The following is a 23,653-nucleotide window of genomic DNA, read 5'->3' on the forward strand; positions in this document are numbered from 1 at the left end:
ACGGCTCTCCATTCAAGCGTGACTCAAAGCCATGGCAACATCTCGGTAGCGCGAAGTGACGGTGTTGCGTACCTCTTCCCGTGGCAGATAGGGATTTGACTCAGGAAGCCGCCATCGGAAGGTCATCTTTCGACTGGTCACCAGACGTCTTAGGCTCGTTACGCAGAAAACACCTCTGCCATTTGGGCCAAAGAATTTCCATGTCTTGGCTTGTTTCTCTGTTGGTCTCAGGAAGTGTTTTCGCATCATAGACTTTATCGACGCGCGATACTTCCTTGAAATCCAGTGGCTAAATCGCCAGAAAACAATGCCATCTATCTTCCTGTAAGTGATCGCGGTGAAGTCGGTATGCTGGTAGAAATTCGCCCATCCCGCCAGTCGGCGATTCAGGCGGTCCACCATGTCAATCCTATTCGCGCTATGATTGCTAGACAGTTCTTTCGCCAGAGATGCAGCGAAATTCTTTGCCTTTTCGCGGGGGATGGACGTGACCGGGCGCATTGTGCCATTGGGTCCGCGTTTACGGACTACTCTATGACCCAGGAAAATGAACCCATCATTCACATGTGTAATATGGGTTTTATCCATATTCAGAGTTAATGAGAGGTCGTCCTCAAGGAACATTCGGCACTCCTCGCGGATGGCCTCAGCATGCGCCTTGTTTCCTTTAACAACCAAGACGAAATCATCAGCGTAGCGGCAGTAAGCTACCGCTGGTCGCCAACGTCGTCTTTCTCGCATAGCGATTGGAAATTCCCGTTGGATGCTAGAGTTCCAGTACCAACGATCTTTGCGGGCCTTCTTGCCAAGATAGCGTTTCTCAAGCCATTGATCGAATTCATTCAGCATGATATTCGACAGTAATGGTGAAAGCACACCACCTTGCGGAACGCCGTCGTGAGCAGCATGAAACAGCCCTTTGTCGACATGGCCCGCTTTGATAAATTTCCATAGGAGGTCTAGGAAACGATTGTCACAAATCCGCCTGCGAACGCACCGCATCAGCTTTCGGTGGTGGACAGTATCAAAGTAGCTTGCCAAGTCGCCTTCTATGACCCAGCGGCCCTTCGTTTCTCCACTATCCGTAAGCTGCAATTTCACGGTTCGGATAGCATGGTGCACGCTTCTTTCGGGACGGAAGCCGTAGGATAAGCGATGAAAGTCGCTTTCCCATATGGGCTCCATGGCCATCAGCATCGCACGTTGTACAATCCTATCTCGCAGTGTTGGTATCCCCAGTGGGCGCTTCTTGCCGTTGGCCTTCGGAATATAGATACGACGAGCAGGCTGAGGCTGATAGGTTCCAGCCAGCAGCTCTGAGCGAATATCATCCACGTAGTGGGTAAGATTCTGCTCCATTACTCGTCGAGTCACACCGTCGATTCCGGCAGTCTTGGCCCCCTTTGATGCCAGTGTTTTCCACGCAGCACTCAGGAGCCAGTCGCGCCCTGCAATCAGCCTCAACAGTCGATCAAACCTACGATTCGGATCTTCTGTTGACCATGTTGCTAGCTTGCTCTGCATTTCCCTGATTATCAAAGGTCTTCACCTCTCTCGGTCAGGTAATTAGTGGAACAAGCCACTTGAACTGCCTCCCTTCGCCATGTGATGGGCTTTCCCCACCTCGGACTACTACGGAGGCTCCGCCAGCTTGTCGGGCATCGGGGTCGCACTCCCTTACCATCCCATACAAGCCTTCCCTCGTTTACATGCTGGACTCAAGTGTATGGAGGAGGTTGCCGATCGCAATCTTTACCCTTGCATGCTGCAAGTTGGTGCACCCGGTATGGATTAGCTGCGCACTGTCCATACCTCTGTTGGCAACGACGTGGCTATTCGTCGCCCACAGCAGAAGTGAGCCATACTTGTACTCACTGCTGGGGGTGCACACCTCCAATAAGCCGTGTAGGAGGTGGCGACACGTTCAGCCCACAGACGCGGATTAATCGGTTCGTGTTCCTCAACCTTTCCATACTTAGCCTAGAGGTGCATCTTGGCGTAACAGCTTCGCCTCACACCCCGTTTCCCACGGGTTACATCACCCTGCCAGTGCACAGCAGGTCACTGCCGCTTCGGCTCATGCCCTCTCACAGCAGAGGGCAGCCCTTCACTAGTAGCATCCTGCTCGGCATGAAGGTATTCCAGTCATGCTCGTGCCCATTCAGCTACTTCCTGCTGCCTTCAGGGTCGAGGCACACACCACGTGCAATCCCACGACCACACCTGGTTCGGCGCAGTGGCCTGGTAGGTCGTGGGCTTGGCGCGGCGTTGAGGTGGCTTGGCACGGCCCCGGTGCACCATTTCGCGGTGCTTGCGCATCACCCGGTAGAATGACGAGGGTGAGGCCAGGTAGCGCTGCTCCTCATCGAACAAGCGCACCACGATCTGCTCTGGCGGCAGGCTGGCGTACTCGGGGCGGTGGCACACATCGAGGATTTCCTGTTCTTCGGCCGGTGTCAGCGCATTAGCCGGCACCGGCCGGTCGACCAAAGGGCGCTGGTCCTCGTGCAGCGTTCCGCCGCGCGTCCAGCGCTGGTACGTTCGGGCGGTGATGCCCAGCTCGCGGCAAGCAGTCTCCAGGCGTGCTCCCTGGGCCCTGGCCTCGTCGATCAGCGCGATGGCGCGTTGGCGATCTGGGGTGCTGATCATGCGTCCTCGTCCCCCCAGATCGCCCTCGCCTTTTTTCTGAGGGCCAGCAACGCTGCGGTCTCCGCCAGGGCCTCGTTCTTGCGGGCGAGCTCCTTTTCCAGCGCCTTGATGCGCTTGCGCTGCTGCTTGGCCTCATCGGCTTCACGCTGGCGTTCGGAGTGCGAGAGGCTGGCAGCCTGTTCGCAGTCATGGCGCCACCGCTCCAGCTGCTCGGGGTAGATCCCGCGGCGGCGGCAGTACTCCGCCGTCTCCTGGGCGTTCATCGAAGCGGTTTCAAGCACGGCGTTGAACTTGTCCTTTGACGACCAGCCATCGGCGCCCTTGCCCAGCGCATCCGGCAGGCAGCGCCCTTCGGCACGGGCTTCCTTGCGCCACTTGTAGACGGTGCCCAACGAGATCCCTTCCTGCTCCGCGATCACCTGCGGGGAGAGGTTGTGGGGAGGCAGCAGCTTGGTGACCACGGCTTGCCGGCGCTCCTCTGAGTAACGAGGCATGAGTGTCTCCTTTCGCCCCCTGGTCGGTTTACAAGAACAGGGTATCAGAGGGCACGACAGTCATCCTGACACTGGGGGGACCTGAGTTTTTGTCGGGTCCCGGATGATCAAATCGCCTATAGGAGTTATCCTTTGCTAGCCGCCAGGGGGCTTCTTCAGCAATTCATCCGGGAACAGGTTCATGGACATCAAGCTGCATAAACAAGCGACGACGACACCGAAGATCCGTGCCGAGATCCAGGCAGCCCCCTCCAGCATCACGGACAGCGAGCTGGCCCGGCAGTATGGCGTCGCTACTGCGACCATCCAGCGATGGCGTTACCGCGACGATGTCTATGACCGATCGCATACCCGTCACAACCTCCTGGCCACGCTCACAGCTGAGCAGGAGGAGGTGCTGATCACGGCTCGTGAGTTCCTGCGCCTCGGCCTGGATGATCTCCTCGTCGTGGCGCGTGAGTTCCTGAACCCCGGCTTGTCGCGCTCCGCCCTGCATCGCATGCTCAAACGGCGTGAGGTGCCGACGCTGGCGGAACTGGCGCGGCAGGATGCCGGTGGCGACGAGAAACCCCGGCACAAGCCCTTCAAGGACTACGAACCGGGCTACGTGCATATCGACATCAAGCACCTGCCCCAGATGCCCGACGAGGAGAAGAAACGCTACCTGTACGTTGCCATCGACCGTGCGACACGCTGGGTCTACCTGGAGGTGCGACGCAGCCAGTCCGCGAAGGATGCTCGGGCGTTTATGAAGGAAGTGGAGAAGAAGGCACCTTTCAAGATCCAGACGGTGCTGACCGACAACGGCAAGTCGTTCACGGACCGCTTCACGCGGGCAGGTGAGCGCAAGCCCAGCGGGCACCATCCCTTCGATCAGGAGTGCCAGGCCCATGGTATCGACCATCGCCTGATCAAGCCGGGAAGGCCACAGACGAACGGCATGGTGGAGCGGTTCAACGGCCGCATCAGCGACGTGCTGGCCACCCGGCGGTATACCTCAGGCGAGGACCTGGAGCAGACGCTCAAACGCTACGCTTGGCTGTACAATCACCACATCCCGCAGAAGGCGCTGCATCATCAAGCACCGATCACGGCGATGAAGGAGTGGCAGGCCAAGCGACCAGAGTTATTTACCAAGCGGGTAATCAATCACACGGGACCCGACAGTTATTTACCAAACGGGTAGTCAATCACATGGGACCCGACATGTAACAAGGTGGCGCGTGCTTCCTTTGCATGTCACTCAGAGTGTCCAGAAAACGATCGTTTGACGGACAAGAGTACATCATTCGCAGGAGCTCTGAGCAAGCGGGTTGTCGCTTTGGACAAATACGTTTCCCTATTGATAGATTTCTAATTCTAGTAGCTTGAGATCTGCGCATGAACATATCATAATTTAGCGATACCTCAATCTGCCCGACTGATGGGGCCAAGTTTCCAAGCGGATAGTCAATAACACGGGATCCGACAAACAATGAATAAACACTATTATTATCTTCTCGATGTTTTCACTGACCGAGCATTTTCTGGAAACCCGCTCGCGGTGTTTCCGCGTTCCGACGAGCTAGATTCCAACAAGATGCAGGCCATAGCCAACGAATTGAACCTATCCGAGACTGTCTTCGTTGGCGAGGCGATTGCTCCTGCGTGTTACCCTATCCGCATCTTTACGCCAACCATGGAACTGCCCTTCGCCGGTCATCCGGTGATAGGCACCGCCCACTTACTGGCGGAGCTGGACATGGCAAAGCGCGACCGCCCACTTACGCTGAAAGCTGATGTCGGATCCTTAATGGTGGACTACGATCATGACCTGGCCCGTTTCACCGCAGCGGTGCCGGTGGAGATCCAAGCCAGCACACTGAATCAAGCGACCGCGGAGGAACTGCTCGGTCTCAATGCCGGAGAGGTTAGTAGCGAACCAGTACTGGCTTCCTGTGGACTCCCTTACCATCTAATCGAGCTCGACTCCCAGGAAGCCCTAGGCCGGGCCCGGCCCTCGCCCAAAGCTTGGTCGGAGTGGGTATCACCTAGCGGCTACGAACAGATTTATCTCTATGTACTCGAAAAATCTTCTGGCCAGGAACATTCGATACACAGTCGCATGTTCTCCACAGAAGGCGGTGTTCGTGAAGACCCTGCTACCGGGAGTGCCGCAGCAGCGTTGGTAGGATATCTCGCAGAAGCTATACCACGTCCTGATCTATATCAGTGGAGAATCCGTCAAGGAATAGAGGTGGGCCGCCCCAGCCTCATCTTCGCAGAAACAGAGCGAAACGATAATGCTTCATTGATCCGCATCGCTGGGCAAGCAGTGATCGTCGGTAACGGCACACTATATCCCAGATTGAGAAACTCTCACTGAGTCTCGAATTTTTGGATATAAGAGCATAAAGTTATTTGGTTTTTTGGAGGCGCTGAGCAATCAGCGTTCCTATAACGACATCAATACTGGCTTCCAGAAGGCCATAGCCATTGCCAGGAATAGACCGAGTCATAGGCGGCGCAACCTCAATTTTTTTCAATACCTGGTTCGACGCTCAGGGCAGACTCTGCATGTGACCTTAGCGGAAAGTATCAATGAGCCTTTCCCTGATTTTACCCATGTCTGCCTACGCCTTGGCTAGCTCCATATCCCCTGGGCCGGTTAATCTTGTTTGCTTAAGCAGTGGCACACGCTATCCGGTTCCCCAAGGCCTGATCTTTGTGACCGGCGCCACCTTGGGCTTTACTGCGCTGTTCATTGCCGTGGGATTGGGCCTTTACTCGCTTCTGACGGTAGTGCCTGTTGCCGAACAGTTGTTGCGATTGGGTGGCATAGCCTTCCTACTGTACCTGAGTGTAAAACTGGTCATGGACAGCGGCCAACTGCCAGAGAATGGCACAGAGAAGGCTCCCGGTTTCGGTACCGGGGCGCTAATGCAGTGGCTTAACCCCAAGGCCTGGCTGGCCTCGGCTTCCGGCATAGGCGCCTACACCAGCGCGAACGACCTGCAGCAAATCCTGCTATTCGCCATAATTTATCTCCCGATCTGCTGGCTGTCACTCGCCTGCTGGGTATATGCCGGTGCATTTATGCGCCGCTATGTTCATAAACCTATAATACTGGTCACTATAAATCGTATATTGGCCTTACTTCTCGCCATCAGTTGCATTTATCTGCTGATGGGATGAGGCGTTCCGATATTGGTTTGGCGTTGCGGCCATCAAACGCTTGAAAGTGCGCTGGAAGTGCGGTTGGTCAGCAAAACCTGCGTTCATGGCCGCCTCCACAATGGGGGTGCCGTTTTTCAGCTCACGGCGTCCGAGTTGAACACGCCGGTTCACCAAGTAGGCATGGGGTGTCAGACCAAAATACTGCCTGAACGCACGAATCAAGTGGCCGGCACTGTAACCGGAAATCTCGCAAAGCGTATCGAGCGAAACATCCTCCGCCGCATGATCATCCAGATAATTGGCCAACACCACCAATGCTTGCGGTGCCCTTTTATCCTGAATCTCAGGTAGTGTTGCCAACACTTGCATCAAGTCTGACAGAAACCCCACTGTCTCTGTCTGTTTTTCCAGAAGCTCACGCTGCGGGTCCAGAAGGCAGCCCGCCATGCGACAATAGCGTTCATACCATATTGGCTCAGAGATTGTTGCCGTATGGATGTCCTGCCACTTCCGTTCCGGAAGTAAACCCGCCTGAAACCGCAAATCCGTCAGCCAGTCGATATCCACATACAGCATCAGGTACGCCCACGGCTGACTGTCGATGGGATTGCAGGCATGGACCCACTCCGGATTCATGAGCACAAGGTCGCCAGCACTCACCCGGCAATGATCATTCCGATACTGAAAGGTGCTTTCACCTCCAGTGATGGCTCCAATCGACCACTGGGTGTGACTGTGAGGGTAATAACACACCTGGCGACCGTCCTCAACATTGCGCAACTCCACGTGAGGCATGCGACTTTCTCGCCAGAATAGAGGTTTACTTTGACTTCTCATAAATTATAACTTCCCTGATATTTTGTTTCCGACTTTCCGTATTCTTCAATAAGCAGGTGACAACAATTATCGCTTCGTGAATCCGAATTTGGCGGCCTCATAGCAACATAAATTCCGATGAAATAGAGTGGACTGTAGTGCGTCAATCTGGGTGAGAAACCAGCGACCATAACGCCATCGAGTCGGCGTCACACAGCCAACCACACTGTCCGGCCAACTGATGGATGATAAATTATCCAAACAACGTCACGACCGCCCCGTAGGTCGCTATCCCGGCTGCGACCGGCCAGCCCAGGGTGCGCGTGCGCCACCAGACGGCGAGGGTCGCTAGCATACCGATGACAGTGGCCAACCAGGCGAGGGGCCCGGGTGTCACTGGCACCAGCGAGACTCCAAACACAGCGGCGACCATCAGCGGTCCAAGCAGGCTCAGCCATTGGGGCATGGCCTCGGGGGCGTCGTCACCGAGCCGCTTGAGGCGGCGCTGCATCCACAGTAGCGGCAATAGGCGCATCAGCAAGGTACCTAGCGCAGCGGCTAGCACGGCGATCCACAGGGCGTTACTCATGGTGGTCTCCTTGCATGGCGGTGTCGAATTTCACGAACTGGAAACACAACATGCCGCATACGGCGGCGAGGGGAATCGCTACGTTGGTCAAACCCAGGAGCGTCAGCAGCAGGGAGCTGGCGATGGTAACGCTCAACGCCAGGCTCCAGCGCCGGGAGGTGAAGCGGGGCGCCACCAGCACCAGAAACAGAGTGGGCAGGGCGAAGGGTAGGATCTCGCCCATCAGCGCCCAGCGGGCGACCAGCTCACCGCCGGCCAAGGCCCCAAGCGCCGTGCCGCCGACCCAGATCGCCCAGGCCAGCAGGGCGGCACCGGTGAACCAGCCGAGGCGCTGTGCTTCCGGCAGCTGGGGCAGGCGAGCGTGGGCCAGGGCGAAGACCTGATCGGTCAAGGTGTGCATCAACCAGCCCCACCAACGGCTGGAAGTTAGCCAAGGCGCCAGATTGGGGGCGTAGACCACATGGCGCAGGTTGATCAACAGCGTCATTGCCACCACCAGCCACAGCGGAGATCCGGCAGCGATCATGCCGACGAACAGGAACTGTGACGCGCCGGCATAAAATAACGTTGAGATGATCACCGCCTCCCAGGCATTGAAGCCGGCTTGGGTGGCGATCAGCCCGAAGGAGATGGCCACCGGCACATAGCCGCCCAGCAGCGGAATAGCCTCGCGCATGCCGGAAAGCCAAGGTCGGACCGGCGAGGTGGCGGCTTGCAGGCTCATGAGGTGGGCTCCTCATGATAGATGACGCTGACCAGTAACGTGGCCCAGGTGTCTCCAGTTCGGTAGAGGTGGGGCAGGTCGGCGGCAAAGGTGAGGCTGTCGCCGGCGGAGAGTGGCAGGGTCTCACCCTCCGGCCCGGCCTCCAGGCTGCCACTGATCAGGGTAAGGGTTTCTCGCGCGCCGGAGGTGTGGGGCTCGGCGTGTCGCGTGGTGTGGGGCGCGCAACGCATCCAGTAGGCATCGACCTGAGGCGTATCCTGGCCTTGATCAAGCAGGCGCACCTCCACGCCGTCTTCTCCCAGTGGCACGCGGATTGGTGCTACTAGGGTGCCGAAGGGGACTTTCAACTGCACCGCTAGGCGCCAGATGGTGTCGAGTGTGGGGTTGCCGTTGCCCTGCTCAAGACGTGACAGGTTCGACTTGGCGATGCCGGCGGCGGCGGCTAATTGCGACAGTGATAGGCCTCGCGCCAGGCGCAGAGCCTGAAGATGTTGGCCCAAGGTACCGAGTGAGAGCATGTCCATAGTGGGCGGCCTCGAGTTGTTCCTTTAAAAGAACGTTCTATAAAAGGAACAGAGGCCTGTCAACCGCTCCCCTAGTACTACAGCCGTAACTGCTGGAGTTCTCGTTCACGCATTTCCATCCGGGCTTGCTGCTGCCGACAGTGGCACAGCCAAGCCCGATATTGGTGCTTTCGTCGCCAATCCGACCAATGAAGCGCATGAGACAAGGCCTGCTGTCCTTGCCATACCCATCTCCCGATCATCCGTCTGAGTTCGGGAAGTGTCCATTGGATCCTGTCAGCAACGGTTTTTTTTGCTGCTGACTCGCTTTCCGAATCGCCACCAAGAGGGCGTGGGCCAGCAGCGATAAGGTGATGTGGCGATGCCAGCTGCCCCAGCGCCTCACTTCATACTCATCCAGACCGCATTCCCCCTTGGCTGTCTGAAAACCTTGCTCGATTTTCCAGCGTTGCCCCGCGACCTGCACCACCGTTTTGATCGACACCCAATCTTTGGGCGCGTGGACCACATAATAGGCCAGTTCATCCGGCTTGGAGAGGCTGCGTCGGATCAGGAGATAATGCCCCCAGCGGCGAGCTTCTTCTGTGGGCTGTAATCTCATTAGAGGGGCCAACGCCCAGTCGTACCAGCGTTCGCCCTTACTGCCCGAGCCAGCAGACACGGTCTGCCAAGCGTCCTTCGGCAGTGCCGCCGCAATCTCGTCAGCTCGCGTATACTGAAAGCTCTTCCACCATAAGGTTTCGTTACAAGCCACTTCTAAAACAAAGGGTTGCGACCGATCCTCCAGCCACAGACGTAGGCTTCGGTTACCGCCATAGACGCTATCCCCCGTCACCCAAGCGGCAGGTATTCCTTGGTCCAGCGCACGTTCCAGCATCCGGCGAGCGAGTTCAGGTTTGCTGGCGAATTCGACGTCATCGGGGATTCCTGCACGCCGACAACGCTCGCGATCCTGTGTCCAGGACTTGGGCAAGTATAAAGCACGATCCAGGAAGGCATGCCCTGCCTGGCTGGCGTAGAGAAGAAAGGCGCCGACTTGGCTATTTTCGATACGGCCGGCAGTGCCACTGTACTGGCGTTGCACACCGGCTGAGTGCTGGCCTTTCTTGATAAAGCCCGTCTCATCAAGGACCAGAACACCGTCAGGCGAGCCCAGCATATCGATCACCCACTGGCGGAGGACATCGCGTGCCGCGTCCGCATCCCAGCGGGCTCGATCCAACAGGTACTGCACCCCATCTGGGGTGGCATCGCCGAGCCACTCGGCAAGATGCCAGCTGTTCTTACGTTCACACTGACTGAGTAGCCCCTGGATATAGCGTAGAGCTCGAGCTCGCGTTTCCGAACGTGGAAAGAGTGGGCCTAACCGATCCGTCAGGTCATCCAACAATGCTGAGACAGAGAGATCCAGCTCTTGCATACTTCACCGCGTGATCGCTTCCATATCAACCACATGCATTGTAGCTCATTGAGTTACGGCTGTAGTACTAGCCTGGATAATGCATCAGACATGAAAAAGGCGGCTGAAAATCGGTTATAATTCAAGCTCCTACACAAGAATCAACCGCCTCAGCCGCCATGACAAAATGTACCATGCCGTCCGCCTCCTTTCCACGCTGCAGAGGTCGTCAGATCATCGCCCGTTTTGATGGCGGTGATGTCACTTCTGACGGCGGTATCCTGCTGCTGCGGCAGCTCGATCGCGAGATGGGCCTGACCCGCGCCGTCGCTCGCCGACTCAGCGACGAGCGCGACGCTCAGCGCTGCCTGCACCGCACCGAAACCCTGGTCCGGCAGCGCATGTTCGGCCTGGCACTGGGCTATGAGGATCTCAATGACCACCATGCGTTGCGTCACGACATCGCCCTGCAGACCGCCGTCGATACCGATGGCGTGCTCGCCAGTCAGTCCACCTTGTGCCGCTTCGAGCAGCAAGCTGACCGGGACTGGGCGATCACCATCCACGAGGAGATGATCGAGCAGTTCATCCGCTCGTTCCGGCGGCCACCCAAGAAGCCGCTCTACCTCGACTTCGATGCTACCGACGATCGGGTGCATGGCCAGCAGCTCGGGCGGCACTTCAACGGCTACTACAACCACTACATTTTCCTGCCGCTGTTCGTGTTCTGTGGCGACCAGCTGCTGGTCAGCTACCTGCGTCCGGCCTCGCTGGATGCCGCTCACCACGCCGGTGCCATCCTCGCTCTGCTGGTCCGTCGGCTGCGCCAGGCGTGGCCTGAGGTGAAGATCGTCTTCCGAGGCGACAGCGGCTTCTGCCGTCCGCTGATCCTCAACTGGTGTGACCGCCACGGCGTCGATTACATCATCGGCCTCGCCGGCAACAAGCGCTTGGCCAAGCTGGCTCTGAACATCGACTACGCGTCGGCCATCCGCTTCGAGAAGACCTGGGAGAAGGAGCGTGTCTTCGGCTTCATCGAGTACGCTGCCAAGAGCTGGAAGGAGCGTCGACGAAGGGTGATCGTCAAGTCCGAGACCAGCCGGCGTGGCTTCAACACCCGCTACGTGGTCACCAGCCTGCGCGGCTGCAGCGCCGAGTGGCTCTATGACCACCGCTACTGTGCCCGGGGCGAGATGGAGAACCGCATCAAGGAGCAGCAGTTCCTGTTCTCCGACCGCACCAGCTGCCACGAGTGGTGGCCCAACCAGTACCGGCTACTGCTCTCGGGGCTGGCCTATCTGCTCCTGGAGCGACTGCGTCGGATTTACCTCAAGCGCACCGACTTCGCCCAAGCCCAGGTCAATACCATCCGCCTGAAGCTGCTGAAGATCGGCGCCGTCATCACCCGCAACACGCGCACGATTCGGCTGATGTTGAGCAGCCAGTACCCGGAGCAAGACCTCTTCCTGAAGCTGGCTGGCAAACTGGTGCCTGGGTAGCGCCGCGGCGTGCTGTCCCCGGCACAGAAAACACATGGGGGTTGGGGGCAGTGCGTCCTGAGCGCAGAAAATTGATCAAGAAATAGCCAATCTCAAGCCCGGAGCGCCATCGTCTTCACCGAGCCTGAGATCTGGGAGCCTCTGGCCGGCCAGATGCAATATCCGGGCTAGGCGAGAGCCAGATCAAGGAGGTGATCGCCGCGTCACGCTTCTCTATCTTCTTCATCGATGAGGCGCAGCGTGTGACGCTGAAGGACGTGGGCACGGTCGAGGAGATCCGGCGGCGGGCGGCCGAGGGCGGCGCCGATGTCCACGAGCTCGAGCTGGCGTCGCAGTTTCGCTGCAACGGCTCGGATGGCTATCTGGCCTGGCTCGATCACGCCCTTCAGATTCGCACCACGGCCAACACCGACCTTGAGGACATCGACTACGACTTCCAGGTGTTCGATGACCCGAGTGCCATGCGCCATGCGATTCTCGAGAAGAACCGCAAGGCCAACAAGGCCCGCATGGTGGCGGGCTACTGCTGGCCCTGGGCCAGCAAGAAGGACAAGCAGGCCATGGACATCGTGTTTCCCGAACATGACTTCGCGGCCCAGTGGAACCTCGATGACGACGGCATGCTGTGGGCCATCGCCGATGGATCAGCAGAGCAGGTCGGCTGCATCCACACCTGTCAGGGGCTCGAATTCGACTACGTTGGCGTCATCATCGGCGACGACTTCGTGATTCGTGACGGCCGCGTGGTGACAGACGCGGCCAAGCGGGCAGGGCAGGATCGCTCCGTGCATGGCTACAAGAAACTGCTCAAGGAGCAGCCCGAGCATGCCCGTGCCCTGGCGGACCAGATCATCAAGAACACCTATCGCACGCTGATGACTCGGGGCCAGAAGGGTTGTTACGTCTATGCCACGGACCCCGAGACCCGTAAGTACTTCGCGGCCTTCGCTCGTTCACAGGCAGCCACCGAGCATAACGATCTGGCTGAAGAGGCCGAGACGCTGGATGGCTTGCATCTTCCCATCGTGACGCGTGATGAGGCAGTGCCGTTCGAGCGCCATGTGCCCGTGTACGACCTGAGCATCGCTGCCGGCGAGTTCAGCGAGATGCAGATCGCCGACGCCGAGCACTGGGTCGAGCTGCCGGACTTCATGCGCGCGAGCCCTGACCTGTTCGTCAGCCGGGTAGTGGGGGAGTCGATGAACCGGCGCATCCCCAATGGCGCCTGGTGCCTGTTTCGTGCCAACCCCGGCGGCACTCGGCAAGGCAAGGTCGTCGTGGTGCAGCATCGCGCCATCGAGGACCCTGACCACGGCGGCAGCTTCACGATCAAGCTGTATCATAGCGAGAAAGTCGAGGAGTATGGCGAGTTCGTGAACCAGCGCATCGTGCTGAAGCCCCAGACCAACGCCTTCGGCTACAGGGACATCGTGCTCGAGGACGAGCTCGAGGACCTGAAGGTCATCGGCGAATTCCTCTCCGTGCTGTGAGCGAGTGGGCGGCCGGATGGTCGCCTATGCCAATGCTGGCTGGATAGCGAGCGGCAGAGCAGGCATGCTCACCGCTGTCCGATACCGTAGAACCAGGTGACCCCGAGATGTCAGACCCGTTCAAGCAGCTCCGCGACGCCATGGACCAGTTTGCCACCGAGCGCGACTGGGACCAGTTTCACTCGCCCAAGAACCTGGCCATGGCGCTGACGGTGGAGGCCGCAGAGCTGCAGGAGTGCTTTCAGTGGCTGACCGAGGCGCAGTCCAGGGAGCTGGATGAGCAGCAACTGGCCGCCGTGCGCGATGAAATTGCCGATGTTCAGCTCTATCTGATCCGGCTGGCGGGCAAGCTGGACGTGGATATCGAAGCGGCATGCCGGGCGAAGATGGAGAAGAATGCGGAGAAATATCCCGCCGACCAGGTGAAGGGAAGCGCAAAAAAGTACACGCACTACCAAGACTGACGTGATGCGTGGCCGCTCTGTCCCCTGCAGCGGCCTTCTCTGCCTGGCTTCTGCCCTCAAGCTTCCTTCCGCTAAATTTGAACTCAGGCAGGGCCGGAGACTCGGCTTTCGGTTTAAATTCTTCTCCAAAAGCGGCCATTAATGGCGATTCTGTGTTTGAAGATAAACCAACGTGGTTTAATATTCACTCTGAAGACGGAATTTAAGGCCGATTTTTTAACGTGAAAATAAACCAGCTGCTGCACAAGATCCCGTATGGCGCCGTCGTGACGACTGCCTGGCTGGCATCACGCGGCGTCACCTCGGATCAGGCGCGTAAGCTGGCCAGCAGTGGCTGGCTGCAACGCGTGGGGCACGGCGCCTACTGCCAAGCGGGGGAGCCTCTTACCTGGGAGAGCGCTGTTTTTGCCCTGCAGGCGAGCGACGACACGGGCTTACCACCGCTTTGGCCGGGTGGCCAGACGGCCCTGGCACTGCATGGTTTTGCCCACTATCTGCCCATGAGGGAGCGTCCGACGCACCTGTATGGCAGGGAAGCCGCTCGGCTGCCCCGGTGGTTGAGTGACGCCGAGTGGGCAGGGCGGATGGTGCTCCACTCTGAAAAGGGCCTGCCAGTGCAGCTTCCCGGTAGCTTCACGGACTACTCGCCGGATGGCAGAGCCTTCAGCTTGCAGGTATCGACCCCCGAGCGAGCGGTTCTGGAGTGGATCGCCGTGATGCCCAATGCGCTGCTGTTCAGCAGTGAGCTGGTGGACACCTTCGGCGGGCTCAATACGCTGCGTCCGCGACGGCTTCAGGCATTGCTGGAGGGATGCCGTTCGGTGAGAACCAAGCGTGCCTTCCTGGTGCTGGCTCGCCATGCTGGGCATGCCTGGTACGGTCGTCTGGAACCACGCCGACTGGACCTCGGCAAAGGCAAGCGGCAGCTCTGCCAGGGCGGCAAGCTGGACAGGGAATATCACGTGACGGTGCCGGAGGCGTTCCTGCATGCCGATTGAAGCTCGCTACCACGAACAGGTCAGGCTGCTGGTCTCGCTGCTGCCTTTCCTCAATGACGAGCCGTGTTTCGCCCTCAAGGGCGGTACGGCCATCAACCTCTTCGTGCAGCCATTACCCCGCCTATCGGTCGATATCGACCTGGCCTACCTGCCGCTGGAGCCCCGTGACGAGGCACTGCGACGCTGTCGCGAGGCGCTGCAGCGACTGGCAGAGACCTTCAGCGCCCGACTGCCAGGCGTGCGCGCCGAGCTTCAGGATAATCGCCGAGATGAGCTGAGAATCCTGGTGCGACGGGGGCGTAGCCAGGTGAAGGTGGAGGTATCGCCAGTAGTACGCGGCACTCTGCACCCGCCCCAGGAGCGCGATGTCGTTGAAGCCGTGGAGGACGAGTACGGCTTTGCTGCGGTGCGGGTGGTGTCGCTGCCGGACCTATATGGCGGAAAGATCTGCGCTGCGCTGGACCGCCAGCACCCCCGGGACCTTTTCGATGTAAAGCTGCTGCTGAACCAGGGCGGCCTGGATCGAAGCGTATTCGAAGGCTTCCTGGTCTATCTGCTGGGGCATCCCAGGCCCTTGAATGAAGTGATCAATCCGCGACTGAAACCACTGGATGACGTCTACCGACAGGAGTTTGTCGGGATGGCCAGGGTTGACCTTCCTTTGCAGGAGCTGGAGGACGTCCGGCACGAACTCCTGACGCGGTTGGGGCAGCTGATGACGGATGAGGATGTTCGCTTCTTGTTGTCGTTCAAGCAGGGAACGCCCGATTGGACGCTGCTTCCACTGTCAGGGGTTGATCGGCTGCCCGCCGTGCGCTGGAAGTTCGCCAATATCCAGAAGATGGGGGCTGACAAGCACCGTCAGTCACTTGAGCTATTGGAGCAGGCGCTGGGTAGCCTTCGGAGATGACGCCTATTACCCCCAGCGATGTACCGGCCTAAGTAGACTTCTCCTTATCTCCCTAAGGCGCTAGGCTGTTACGCACAGTTACGCACAGTTACGCCAGGCGCAGGGGATGACATGGCGAACAGCAGGGAAGCTCAGCTCCAGTGGGACATTTCCAAGGACATGACCGCCCGTGGCTGGAAGGCCGGTACGGCCGGCGGTTACGTCCGTAAATGGGAGTACTTCAGCGAGCTGCAACTGCCCCACTACCGCCTCACCAAGCGTGAGGCGGAACGGCTGCGCCTGGAAATGGCCGGCGAGGACTGCGGCCGTACCTCGGCCAGCTATGTCCGCTCAGGCGAGCTCCACGATCCCGAGAAGCTGCACTACGCCCACGGCATCGCCGACCGTATCGAATGCGACGAAGCGGTAATGGCCCAGGTGCGCCGCCACAGCGAAGACCAGATGATGCACGGTCTCCTCCCGAATAAGGTCATTGACGCCGTGCTTGATGCCCTCAGCGGCCACGAGAAGCTCAGCATGCCGCTGCTGGAGCGCGAGGTTTCGCTACAGATTCTAAAGATGCTGGTGGGTAGGTCTGGACAAAATGGAAGCCAAATAAATGAGTTTTCCAATTTTGATTATTAAAGGCGCAGCTAAAAGAACTCATGCCCAATTTTCCTTAATATTATATTTATAGTGACGAATGAAAGTACGTAGGGCATCTGATTACTAGGAGCTACCATGTGGCATGACAACGAGACAACAGTTGACTATGTTAACTTCAGGCTTGTAGCTAAAGCCTGCGCTGAGCTAATTCGAGAGACAGGGGAAGAGCCCATCTCCGTCGGCATATCTGGTGGTTGGGGGATGGGGAAGTCCTCTCTCGTTCGCATGGTTGCATCCGAACTAGCATCTGACCAAGCAGCCGACAGCAAATCTAGTAAATTGAATGGCCAGAAGTATATAGTTATTACATTCAATCCTTGGCTCTATCAAGGATTTGAAGATGCCCGCACAGCGCTCCTGCAAACTGTAGGAGATGCTGTTCTCAAGCAGGCAGAGCAAGACGAAAAGTTGTTGGACAAGGCGAATTCGCTCGTTAAACGAATTAATCTCCTACGCTTGGCTCAGCTTGGCGGAGAAGTGGCTGCAACGATTCTCACAGGTGTTCCGGTTGGTTTAATTGGCAAAGTGGTGGACACAGGACCTGAGGCATGGAGAAGCCAGTCTGTTCAAGATGGTGTTTCGGCTGCGAGAGAGATACCTGGTGCCACGAAAGGCCTTTTAAACGAAGCTGAGCCCACATCGTTGCCCAAGGAAATCCAATCCTTTAGGGACGCGCTAGAGAATCTCCTTGAAGAGCTAGATATCACTTTGGTCGTCTTTGTCGACGACCTTGATAGATGCCTGCCAAAAACAGCGATTTCCACTCTAGAAGCGATTAGACTGCTGCTATTTCTGCGAAGAAGTGCCTTTGTTATCGCAGCGGACGATGTTTTCATTCGAGGTGCCGTACGTGTGCACTTTGCAGGTACTGGTCTTGATGATGACATTGTAACTAGCTACTTCGATAAATTGATTCAAGTGCCTTTACGTGTGCCGAGACTGGGGCCTAATGAGACCAAAGCCTATACGGCATTACTATTCCTTGAGCGTGCCTATCGAAATGATCAACTGGACTCTGAGAGTTTTGATATTGCGAAAGAAAAAGTCGAAGCGAGGTTACGAGAGACTTGGACTGGGAAGTCTGTAGATTTGACATTCTTGGAAAGCTTAGTTCCAAAAGAAAACACAGATCTGGTTGGACTTATGGGGTTGGCAGAGAGGCTGGCCCCCCTGTTATTTAGTGCTAGTTCAGTTCAAGCTAACCCGAGGTTGGTTAAACGCTTCCTCAATACGGTTTTTCTTAGAAAGGTGCTTGCTAGACCTCAAAATATCGACGTGGATATTCAGGTTTTATCTAAATGGCACCTGCTAGAGCGATGTGATGAAACAATTGCTAATGCCATTGCCGAGAAGGTATCTGCAACGAACGAAGGGAAGGTCGAAATTCTTCGTGAAGCGGAGGAAGCTGCAAAAGATCCAGAAAGTGAACTTCCTAAACTTTTTGGGGACAAGGCTTTTACTCGTGAGTGGCTCACGCTTGAGCCGCTTTTGGGTGACATGGACTTGCGGCCGATACTGCATCTTAGTCGTGACAGTACCATTAGAGACTTCGGTGCAGATGACCTTGATAAAGCCGGAAAGGCATTGCGTGATTCGCTAATTTCCGCTCGAACATCGAATGAAGCGTTGAGGCAGCAAATCCAACAAGCTGGAGAAGTCCAGTCTGGGCTCGCCATGGCACGTGCATGGGAAGCCAAGAGATATAGTCGATCCTGGCAGAAGCATGAAGAAGTTCTTATGCTGATCGAGGTTTGTCGAATTCATTCCAGTGTGGGACCACGGGCAGCGGCATTAATCAGCCAAGCTCCTGTCGCTCATCTCGCGCCAGGCCTTGTATCTGCGCTAACTGAGTGTGCTTGGGCGAAGGAGGTGTTGGAAAAGTGGGTGAAGGATGGAGAGACACCCGCTCCCGTGAAGAGAGCGATCACGAATGCGAGGGAACAATAAATGGGTACATCTACCTCAAGCGCTGGTGCGGGTGCTGGTACATCATTTGACCCTCCATGGTTAGACGATGCCGGGGACAGCATTGATACTGGTTGCGCGGATACTCCCTTGAGCCCCAGCACAGACCCTAGTGATGATGCTGATGGAGATAAGAGCGAAGGGGATGATGAAAACCAAGCTACACCCCCAGCTGGACCGCCCATAGCTCCACCTGGGCGATATCAACAAGCTCGAGGAGCTTTGACGGGATTTATCCGGTCTGGTAGCGACTCTGACCTTCGCCGGGGGATTTCAAGCTTCGTTAAGAAGGGTATGGGAGGAGCTTCTAGAGCTGGGAGTCGCATGCGAACTAGCGCAATTGCGGCCTCTTCTTTGGGCGGGTTCTTGGCCACAGCCCGTGATGCTACAGATCCAAGCATCAATGCATGGGTTGATTCAATAAAGCAGCGCGGACTTTCAGCGAAGAATACCGCTCTTGAAGTTGTGCAGAGGTTGATTCCATCTGGAGGTAGTGTCGATGAAGAGTCTGCAAAGCATGCCATGGATAATGCTATTGCACACCTTTATGAAATGGATCCGGCAACAGATATTTTTAACCTTACAGATGATCAGATCGCCAGTTTGATGGCGTACACAGTAGCTTTCGACGTTTATAACCGGGTCCAGCTTGAGCTGGGACGAGTCTTCGAGAAGCTTAAGTATGCTCCACAGCTTGTACAAAATCGTTTGGGGCAGGTGCTCGACTACATCATAGTAGTCGTCAATAGGTCTATGGAAAAAGTCCGCGCTGGCGGGGTGGAACGCCCCATGCGAGAGATCGCAAATGCAGCGTTAAGAGATGCACTGACGGTGTTTGCTGAATCATGAAAATAATATGTTCTAGTGTTGATGAATTACCCACTTCATTGCCTCCACATGCACGCGCATTCACTTTCTTGGCTTCATCATCACAGCCAGAGGTTGGTCGAATCGCCCATGGCTGGGCCAAGAAATTAGAAAAAGCGGGCTACGCGCCTTCAGTCCCTGTTTGGGACTTTGTGCTTTTTTGCTTCGCTGTCTACGCAGCCGATATAGCTGTCCTTCGTAAGGAAAGCGAGGATGGATGGACACGAAAAATTGAGCTTGAAATAACTCTTAACGACCCGAGCCCATGGGAAAGAAATCGAAAGATCGCAGAGAATATGCTGCGGGTACTAACGGGTGATTTCTGGGAGCTTCGATTCCGTGAAGGCGGCCCAACTCCACCAAGAGGCCAGCGTCGACTCTGCGACCGCGACTGTGTAGTACTGCTTTCCGGTGGTCTCGACAGCTTGGTAGGTGGCATTGATATTGTTGCGAGCGGGCGAAGGCCGATTTTTGTATCGCAGCTTGCTTTTGAGGATTCAGCTCGGCAAGTTAGCTACGCCAGAGCACTTGGTGGCGGCGACTGGCATCAGCAGTGGAGTCATCGTGTTGTATTTAAGGGAAAGAAAGAAACATCTACAAGAGCTCGTTCAATGGCCTTCTATGGCTTGGCTGTTCTTGCAACATCACTCCTTTCCAGCACACAGCCAGAGGTTCTAGTGCCAGAGAATGGTTTCATTAGCCTTAATCCGCCACTGCTACCTGGAAGGATGTCTAGCCTCAGCACTAGAACTACACACCCGTTGTTCATGCGAATGCTACAGGAGTTGCTCAAAGGTTTAGATATCGAAGCGCGGTTGCACATGCCCTATCGGTTCAAAACAAAAGGGGAAATGCTTCGAGAATGTTCCGATCAGGCAGCTCTCGAAAGGTATGCTTGTGACTCCACAAGCTGTGGCCGATTTCGGACTTACAACCGGATGCATTGCGGACGCTGCGTACCGTGTATGGTTAGAAAAGCTGCAATTCATCACTGGGGGGTTGCCGACACGACAAAATACAAGTTTTCATCTCTTTCCTCATCTGGCAAGACGAGCGCAGATGATCCCATGGCGGTAGCATGTGCGGTTCTTTCTGCTGAGCAGTCTGGCATTGACTCTTTTCTTGGGGCAACTCTTTCTTTTGCGCCTCTGGACGATCGTCAAAAATATCGACGTGTTATTGAGGAAGGGTTAAGAGAGCTCGCAGTGTTGCTTCGAAAAGATGGTGTGATCTAATGGATTTTCATTGTCATCTAGACCTTTATCCTAATGCCTTGCAAGTCTACGCTGAGGCATTGGGATCGGTCGAATTTGTTTGGTTAGTGACTACTAGTCCGAGAGCCTTCTCCGCTACCTCAAAGGTTCTTCCAGCGACAGAAAGTATATTTATATCCCCCGGTCTGCATCCAGAAGTTGCCGATAAGAAAGTTAATGAGCTAGATGTTTTACTTGCACAGATAGAAAGCTGTCCAGGCGTTGGAGAGATAGGCCTTGATGGTTCGCCACGTTATAGACAGTATAGAGATCTTCAGCGGCATATATTCCAATCGGTATTAAAACAATGTGTTGCGCTCGGAGGGCGCGTCCTAAGTATTCATTCTCGGGCAGCAGCGCGAGAAACATTAGATTATCTTGAGACATACCCTGGATTTGGTACAGCCGTTCTTCACTGGTTCACGGATTCCACATCACAGCTTTTGCGTGCCAAGGAGCTAGGATGCTGGTTCAGCATTGGTCCTGCGATGCTGCATTCTGCTAACGGTAAGAAACTTGCCGGATTGATGCCAATGGATCGGGTAGTGCCGGAAAGCGATGGACCTTTCGCCAAGGTACAGGGCTCACCTGTAATGCCATGGGAAGCGATCACCGTGTCCATAAAACTTGCCGAGATTTGGGGCATAACCCCGCCTTATTCATGAGAGCGCGGGCTGAGTGGATTATCAGCCCTCGCTGCCAACACCGAACCATCGGCACTGCGTTGGCAGCATGAGAATCCGCTGCCATATGCAAAAACAGCGCATCTTTCCGTTATGTTTATAGCCTACAGGAATGGACTGCCGTCATTCGTGCAGCCGTCATCATCAGCCGAGGTGGGGCTGCTGTACGCATGGATCGGTGGTGGTATCGCCGACGAGTCAGTCCAGCGCGGTCAGCTTTGGCAGCCCCTTCAGCAAGGCAGGCCACCATTTGTCAGCCGCATCACCGAGGTGAATGGTGATGCGCCGAGCGTGAAGCGAGAGCGTCGCCGCTACCTTGAGCACCTGCTCGCGCATCCGGCTCAGACTCCAGCCCTGCCGGGTCTGACGCACCAGCAAGCAGCGCAGGCCATGCAGGACCTGATAGGCGTAGAGGCTCAGTAGCAGGCTCACCTCGTTGCGGGCCATGACGTCCTGGACCGTGGAGGCACCGCGATCCGTCGACGACAGGTGCACGTCCAGCGCCGATTTCACCTCGCCCATGTGGGCCTCGGCGCTGCCGCGCTTGCGATAGAGCGCCAAGACCTTTTCCGGCGGCCAGTCGAACTTGCCGAGGTTGGTGACCAGGAAGAAGGCATGCAGCAGCAAGTCATCGGGGCGCTCCTGCACCACCAACACCACGCGTCGTGGCGCTGGCCAGGAACCGGCTTGGTATTCAAGGTCATAGCACCATTCGCGAGGCTGTTCGGGCGGTCGGCCGCGGGGCCGCTTCAGGTAGGGCGCCGCCAGTGTCTGCAGGCCCTTGTGGCTGCGCAACCGGCCCAGATACTCGATGTCGCGCGTTTCCAGGGCCTCCAAGGTGTCATTGTCGGTAAATCCGGCATCGATGCGCACCCGAACCTGGGCGCCGGTGCTCTCGTTGAGCCGCTTCACCAGATGGGGGATCCAGGTGTCGGCGTTCTCGGCCGGACCGGCGTTGCCCTCTCGCAGCAGGCCGCCCACCATGTCACCGGTCTCGGCCAGCGAGGCCACCAGCGGCGAATAGATCCGGGTGCCGTACAGGCCATGATAGGCCGAACCGCCCTGGTGGCCGTGAACCTCGATCGGCAGGCCGTCGATGTCCAGCGTTAGCTGCTTAGGCCGCTCGCCGTTCTTCAGCGCGGTCAGGCGCCAGACCACCAGCCGCAGCAGGCCCTCGTGCACGGCATCGATGTTGTCGTTGCGGCCCAGGCAGGTGAGCAGCCTGGACAGCGTGGCTTGAGAGGGCCGGTCTTGGGCCAGGGGCGTCAGCCCACGCGCATCACTGCAGGCCAGCTGCCAGAGCGGATCACGTCGCAGCGTGTCGGTATCGCTGAGATCGATCCAGCCCATCGCCCGCTGTAGCACCAAGGTGCGTATCTGGCTGGCCAGCGAGTGGCGAATGCGCAGCGGATGGCGCGGATCGACCAGGTTGTCGTCGAGCGCCTCGATCACGCCGCTGCTGTCGAGGGCTTCCCGCAGCAGCAGCGCGCCGCTGTCGCTGGTGGTGCGTTGGCCGTCGAGCTCAACGCGGATGGACCCGTTGCAGGACGGAATCCAGGGAGATACGCTTTCACCCATAGCGGATGGCTCTCTTGGATCAGGTTCTTGGCGGAACACACTGATTTTACAAGAGAATGCCATCCGCTATCTTCGTTTTCAGGCCGGCCTCATGAATAAGGCGGGCTCATAGCAGCCACAGTTGAGTGAAGGCGACTTGATACAGGAGCGCTCGGGATGAGCAAGATGAAACTTTTCGGGCACATGTGGATTGCCCGAAATCTCACCGAGACCGAGATCAGAAAGCTATGTGGATTTCTTGCTCTCGGTCTCCCAAACCTTGATGCCTACCAGAACAGCATGGAAGTCACACCAGTCGATGAGTCAGCCATCTCCCGCATGGAAGTGCCTGACATGCCTATCGTGAAGATGGCAAAAAAGGATCATGTTAACAGCTTTTTCGAGGAAGGCAAGCTTCAATTAAGCTCATTTGAATACTACAGCCGCCATGACCATGGTGAAATCGGCGACAGATTGGAAGGGGACGTCATCCTACTTGCCGAAAGGGAAAACTTCACCACTGCTGGGCGGTTCGCCGGAGGCTTCGATCACTACCTATTTTGCACTTACCTGGGAGACCCAAATCCCGAAACGCTGGCGAAATTCGAGTATGACAGCGGTTTTATCATTCGCGACCCAGCGGGCTTTGCGACTGCGATACAGCGAGCCCTAGGTGCGAAAATCCATGAATATGCCAGCTGCGTATATAGCTCTCACAAGGCGCTGCGCGGGAAAGTACAGCCAGGCTTCACCATCGACCGTATTGACCACCACACCATCGAAATGGTCAGCTCAGCTCGACACTTCGTAAAACCAGATCACTTTTCTCACCAGCGAGAGTTTCGTTTTACCTGGCAGATGCCACACGATGTAAGTGAACCTTTCATCATAACTTGCCCAGAAGCCATCCAGTATTGCGATCGCCTACCCTCATAAACAATAGGTTATAAGCGCTGAAATTCAAGAAAGGA

The 23,653-nt window shown here is 56.8% G+C and carries 23 protein-coding genes; 14 read left to right on the forward strand and 9 right to left on the reverse strand.

The genetic code is table 11. The features are described from left to right. Positions 1-12: 12 nt before the first annotated feature. The 3 genes from ltrA to NHL60_RS04740 form a co-directional block, all read right to left on the reverse strand. Positions 13-1,539, reverse strand: coding sequence for a group II intron reverse transcriptase/maturase (ltrA, locus tag NHL60_RS04730; RefSeq protein WP_367399343.1), 1,527 nt, complete (start codon positions 1,537-1,539; stop codon positions 13-15). Between the two features lie 642 nt (positions 1,540-2,181). After that, the gene (locus tag NHL60_RS04735) at positions 2,182-2,649 is read right to left on the reverse strand and encodes a helix-turn-helix domain-containing protein (RefSeq protein ID WP_253449626.1); all 468 of its coding nucleotides are present in this window, start codon (positions 2,647-2,649) and stop codon (positions 2,182-2,184) included. Next, entirely contained in the window at positions 2,646-3,143 is a 498-nt protein-coding gene (locus NHL60_RS04740; RefSeq protein WP_023005187.1) for a transposase, read from the reverse strand. The genes NHL60_RS04735 and NHL60_RS04740 overlap by 4 nt, the downstream gene beginning before the upstream one ends. A gap of 181 nt (positions 3,144-3,324) precedes the next feature. Between NHL60_RS04740 and NHL60_RS04745 the strand changes: the two genes are divergently transcribed. The 3 genes from NHL60_RS04745 to NHL60_RS04755 all read left to right on the forward strand — a co-directional run bounded on the left by NHL60_RS04745 (position 3,325) and on the right by NHL60_RS04755 (position 6,317). Continuing rightward, positions 3,325-4,329, forward strand: a complete 1,005-nt coding sequence (locus tag NHL60_RS04745; protein WP_253449629.1) for an IS481 family transposase — start codon at positions 3,325-3,327, stop codon at positions 4,327-4,329. 288 nt (positions 4,330-4,617) lie between these two features. Next, on the forward strand, positions 4,618-5,508 hold the full coding sequence (locus tag NHL60_RS04750) for a PhzF family phenazine biosynthesis protein (protein ID WP_253449632.1): 891 nt from the start codon (positions 4,618-4,620) through the stop codon (positions 5,506-5,508). A gap of 215 nt (positions 5,509-5,723) precedes the next feature. Further along, a complete protein-coding gene (locus NHL60_RS04755; RefSeq protein ID WP_110068347.1) occupies positions 5,724-6,317 on the forward strand; it encodes a LysE family translocator in 594 nt (197 codons plus the stop codon). On the opposite strand, the gene NHL60_RS04760 is transcribed toward NHL60_RS04755, so the two are convergent. From NHL60_RS04760 to NHL60_RS04780, 5 genes are all read right to left on the reverse strand, one after another. After that, positions 6,276-7,094 carry a helix-turn-helix domain-containing protein gene (locus tag NHL60_RS04760; protein WP_367399344.1) on the reverse strand — a complete coding sequence of 273 codons (819 nt, stop codon included), beginning with the start codon at positions 7,092-7,094 and terminating at the stop codon, positions 6,276-6,278. The two genes, NHL60_RS04755 and NHL60_RS04760, sit on opposite strands and share 42 nt — an antisense overlap. A gap of 274 nt (positions 7,095-7,368) precedes the next feature. After that, on the reverse strand, positions 7,369-7,704 hold the full coding sequence (locus NHL60_RS04765; RefSeq protein ID WP_253449638.1) for an AzlD domain-containing protein: 336 nt from the start codon (positions 7,702-7,704) through the stop codon (positions 7,369-7,371). After that, positions 7,697-8,428 (reverse strand): AzlC family ABC transporter permease, encoded by a 732-nt coding sequence (locus tag NHL60_RS04770; RefSeq protein ID WP_110068350.1) that lies wholly within the window; start codon positions 8,426-8,428, stop codon positions 7,697-7,699. Before NHL60_RS04770 ends, NHL60_RS04765 begins: the two co-directional genes overlap by 8 nt. After that, positions 8,425-8,952 carry a helix-turn-helix domain-containing protein gene (locus NHL60_RS04775; RefSeq protein ID WP_110068351.1) on the reverse strand — a complete coding sequence of 176 codons (528 nt, stop codon included), beginning with the start codon at positions 8,950-8,952 and terminating at the stop codon, positions 8,425-8,427. The genes NHL60_RS04770 and NHL60_RS04775 overlap by 4 nt, the downstream gene beginning before the upstream one ends. A 238-nt stretch (positions 8,953-9,190) precedes the next feature. Then, positions 9,191-10,372: an IS701 family transposase gene (locus NHL60_RS04780; protein ID WP_253449617.1), complete on the reverse strand. Its 1,182-nt coding sequence runs from the start codon at positions 10,370-10,372 to the stop codon at positions 9,191-9,193. A gap of 173 nt (positions 10,373-10,545) precedes the next feature. Here NHL60_RS04780 and NHL60_RS04785 point away from each other — a divergent pair, with 173 nt between their 5' ends. The 10 genes from NHL60_RS04785 to qatD all read left to right on the forward strand — a co-directional run bounded on the left by NHL60_RS04785 (position 10,546) and on the right by qatD (position 21,107). Further along, positions 10,546-11,850 (forward strand): IS1380 family transposase, encoded by a 1,305-nt coding sequence (locus NHL60_RS04785; protein ID WP_253445583.1) that lies wholly within the window; start codon positions 10,546-10,548, stop codon positions 11,848-11,850. 182 nt (positions 11,851-12,032) lie between these two features. Continuing rightward, entirely contained in the window at positions 12,033-13,340 is a 1,308-nt protein-coding gene (locus NHL60_RS04790) for a DNA/RNA helicase domain-containing protein (protein ID WP_301271108.1), read from the forward strand. A 107-nt stretch (positions 13,341-13,447) separates the two neighbouring features. After that, positions 13,448-13,804: a nucleotide pyrophosphohydrolase gene (locus NHL60_RS04795; RefSeq protein ID WP_043527825.1), complete on the forward strand. Its 357-nt coding sequence runs from the start codon at positions 13,448-13,450 to the stop codon at positions 13,802-13,804. Positions 13,805-14,025: 221 nt separating this feature from the next. Next, positions 14,026-14,802 (forward strand): type IV toxin-antitoxin system AbiEi family antitoxin domain-containing protein, encoded by a 777-nt coding sequence (locus NHL60_RS04800; protein ID WP_253449644.1) that lies wholly within the window; start codon positions 14,026-14,028, stop codon positions 14,800-14,802. Beyond that, the gene (locus tag NHL60_RS04805) at positions 14,792-15,712 is read left to right on the forward strand and encodes a nucleotidyl transferase AbiEii/AbiGii toxin family protein (RefSeq protein WP_253449647.1); all 921 of its coding nucleotides are present in this window, start codon (positions 14,792-14,794) and stop codon (positions 15,710-15,712) included. The genes NHL60_RS04800 and NHL60_RS04805 overlap by 11 nt, the downstream gene beginning before the upstream one ends. A 111-nt stretch (positions 15,713-15,823) precedes the next feature. Next, positions 15,824-16,336 (forward strand): hypothetical protein, encoded by a 513-nt coding sequence (locus NHL60_RS04810; protein WP_253449650.1) that lies wholly within the window; start codon positions 15,824-15,826, stop codon positions 16,334-16,336. 96 nt (positions 16,337-16,432) lie between these two features. Continuing rightward, complete coding sequence (locus tag NHL60_RS04815; protein ID WP_253449654.1) at positions 16,433-18,304, forward strand: P-loop NTPase fold protein; 1,872 nt, start codon at positions 16,433-16,435, stop codon at positions 18,302-18,304. A gap of 312 nt (positions 18,305-18,616) precedes the next feature. Then, a complete protein-coding gene (qatB, locus tag NHL60_RS04820) occupies positions 18,617-19,171 on the forward strand; it encodes a Qat anti-phage system associated protein QatB (protein ID WP_367399353.1) in 555 nt (184 codons plus the stop codon). Then, complete coding sequence (gene qatC, locus NHL60_RS04825) at positions 19,168-20,424, forward strand: Qat anti-phage system QueC-like protein QatC (protein ID WP_253449661.1); 1,257 nt, start codon at positions 19,168-19,170, stop codon at positions 20,422-20,424. The genes qatB and qatC overlap by 4 nt, the downstream gene beginning before the upstream one ends. Further along, a complete protein-coding gene (gene qatD / locus NHL60_RS04830) occupies positions 20,424-21,107 on the forward strand; it encodes a Qat anti-phage system TatD family nuclease QatD (RefSeq protein ID WP_253449664.1) in 684 nt (227 codons plus the stop codon). Before qatC ends, qatD begins: the two co-directional genes overlap by 1 nt. A 216-nt stretch (positions 21,108-21,323) precedes the next feature. Here qatD and NHL60_RS04835 read toward each other — a convergent pair whose 3' ends face one another. Beyond that, the gene (locus tag NHL60_RS04835; RefSeq protein ID WP_253452014.1) at positions 21,324-22,742 is read right to left on the reverse strand and encodes an IS1380 family transposase; all 1,419 of its coding nucleotides are present in this window, start codon (positions 22,740-22,742) and stop codon (positions 21,324-21,326) included. A 117-nt stretch (positions 22,743-22,859) separates the two neighbouring features. On the opposite strand from NHL60_RS04835, the gene NHL60_RS04840 reads away from it, so the two are divergent. Beyond that, positions 22,860-23,618, forward strand: a complete 759-nt coding sequence (locus tag NHL60_RS04840) for a hypothetical protein (RefSeq protein WP_253449667.1) — start codon at positions 22,860-22,862, stop codon at positions 23,616-23,618. The last annotated feature ends 35 nt before the right edge of the window (positions 23,619-23,653 follow it).

This window comes from Halomonas sp. Y3 (genome assembly GCF_024137965.1).
Taxonomy (GTDB): domain Bacteria; phylum Pseudomonadota; class Gammaproteobacteria; order Pseudomonadales; family Halomonadaceae; genus Halomonas; species Halomonas mongoliensis.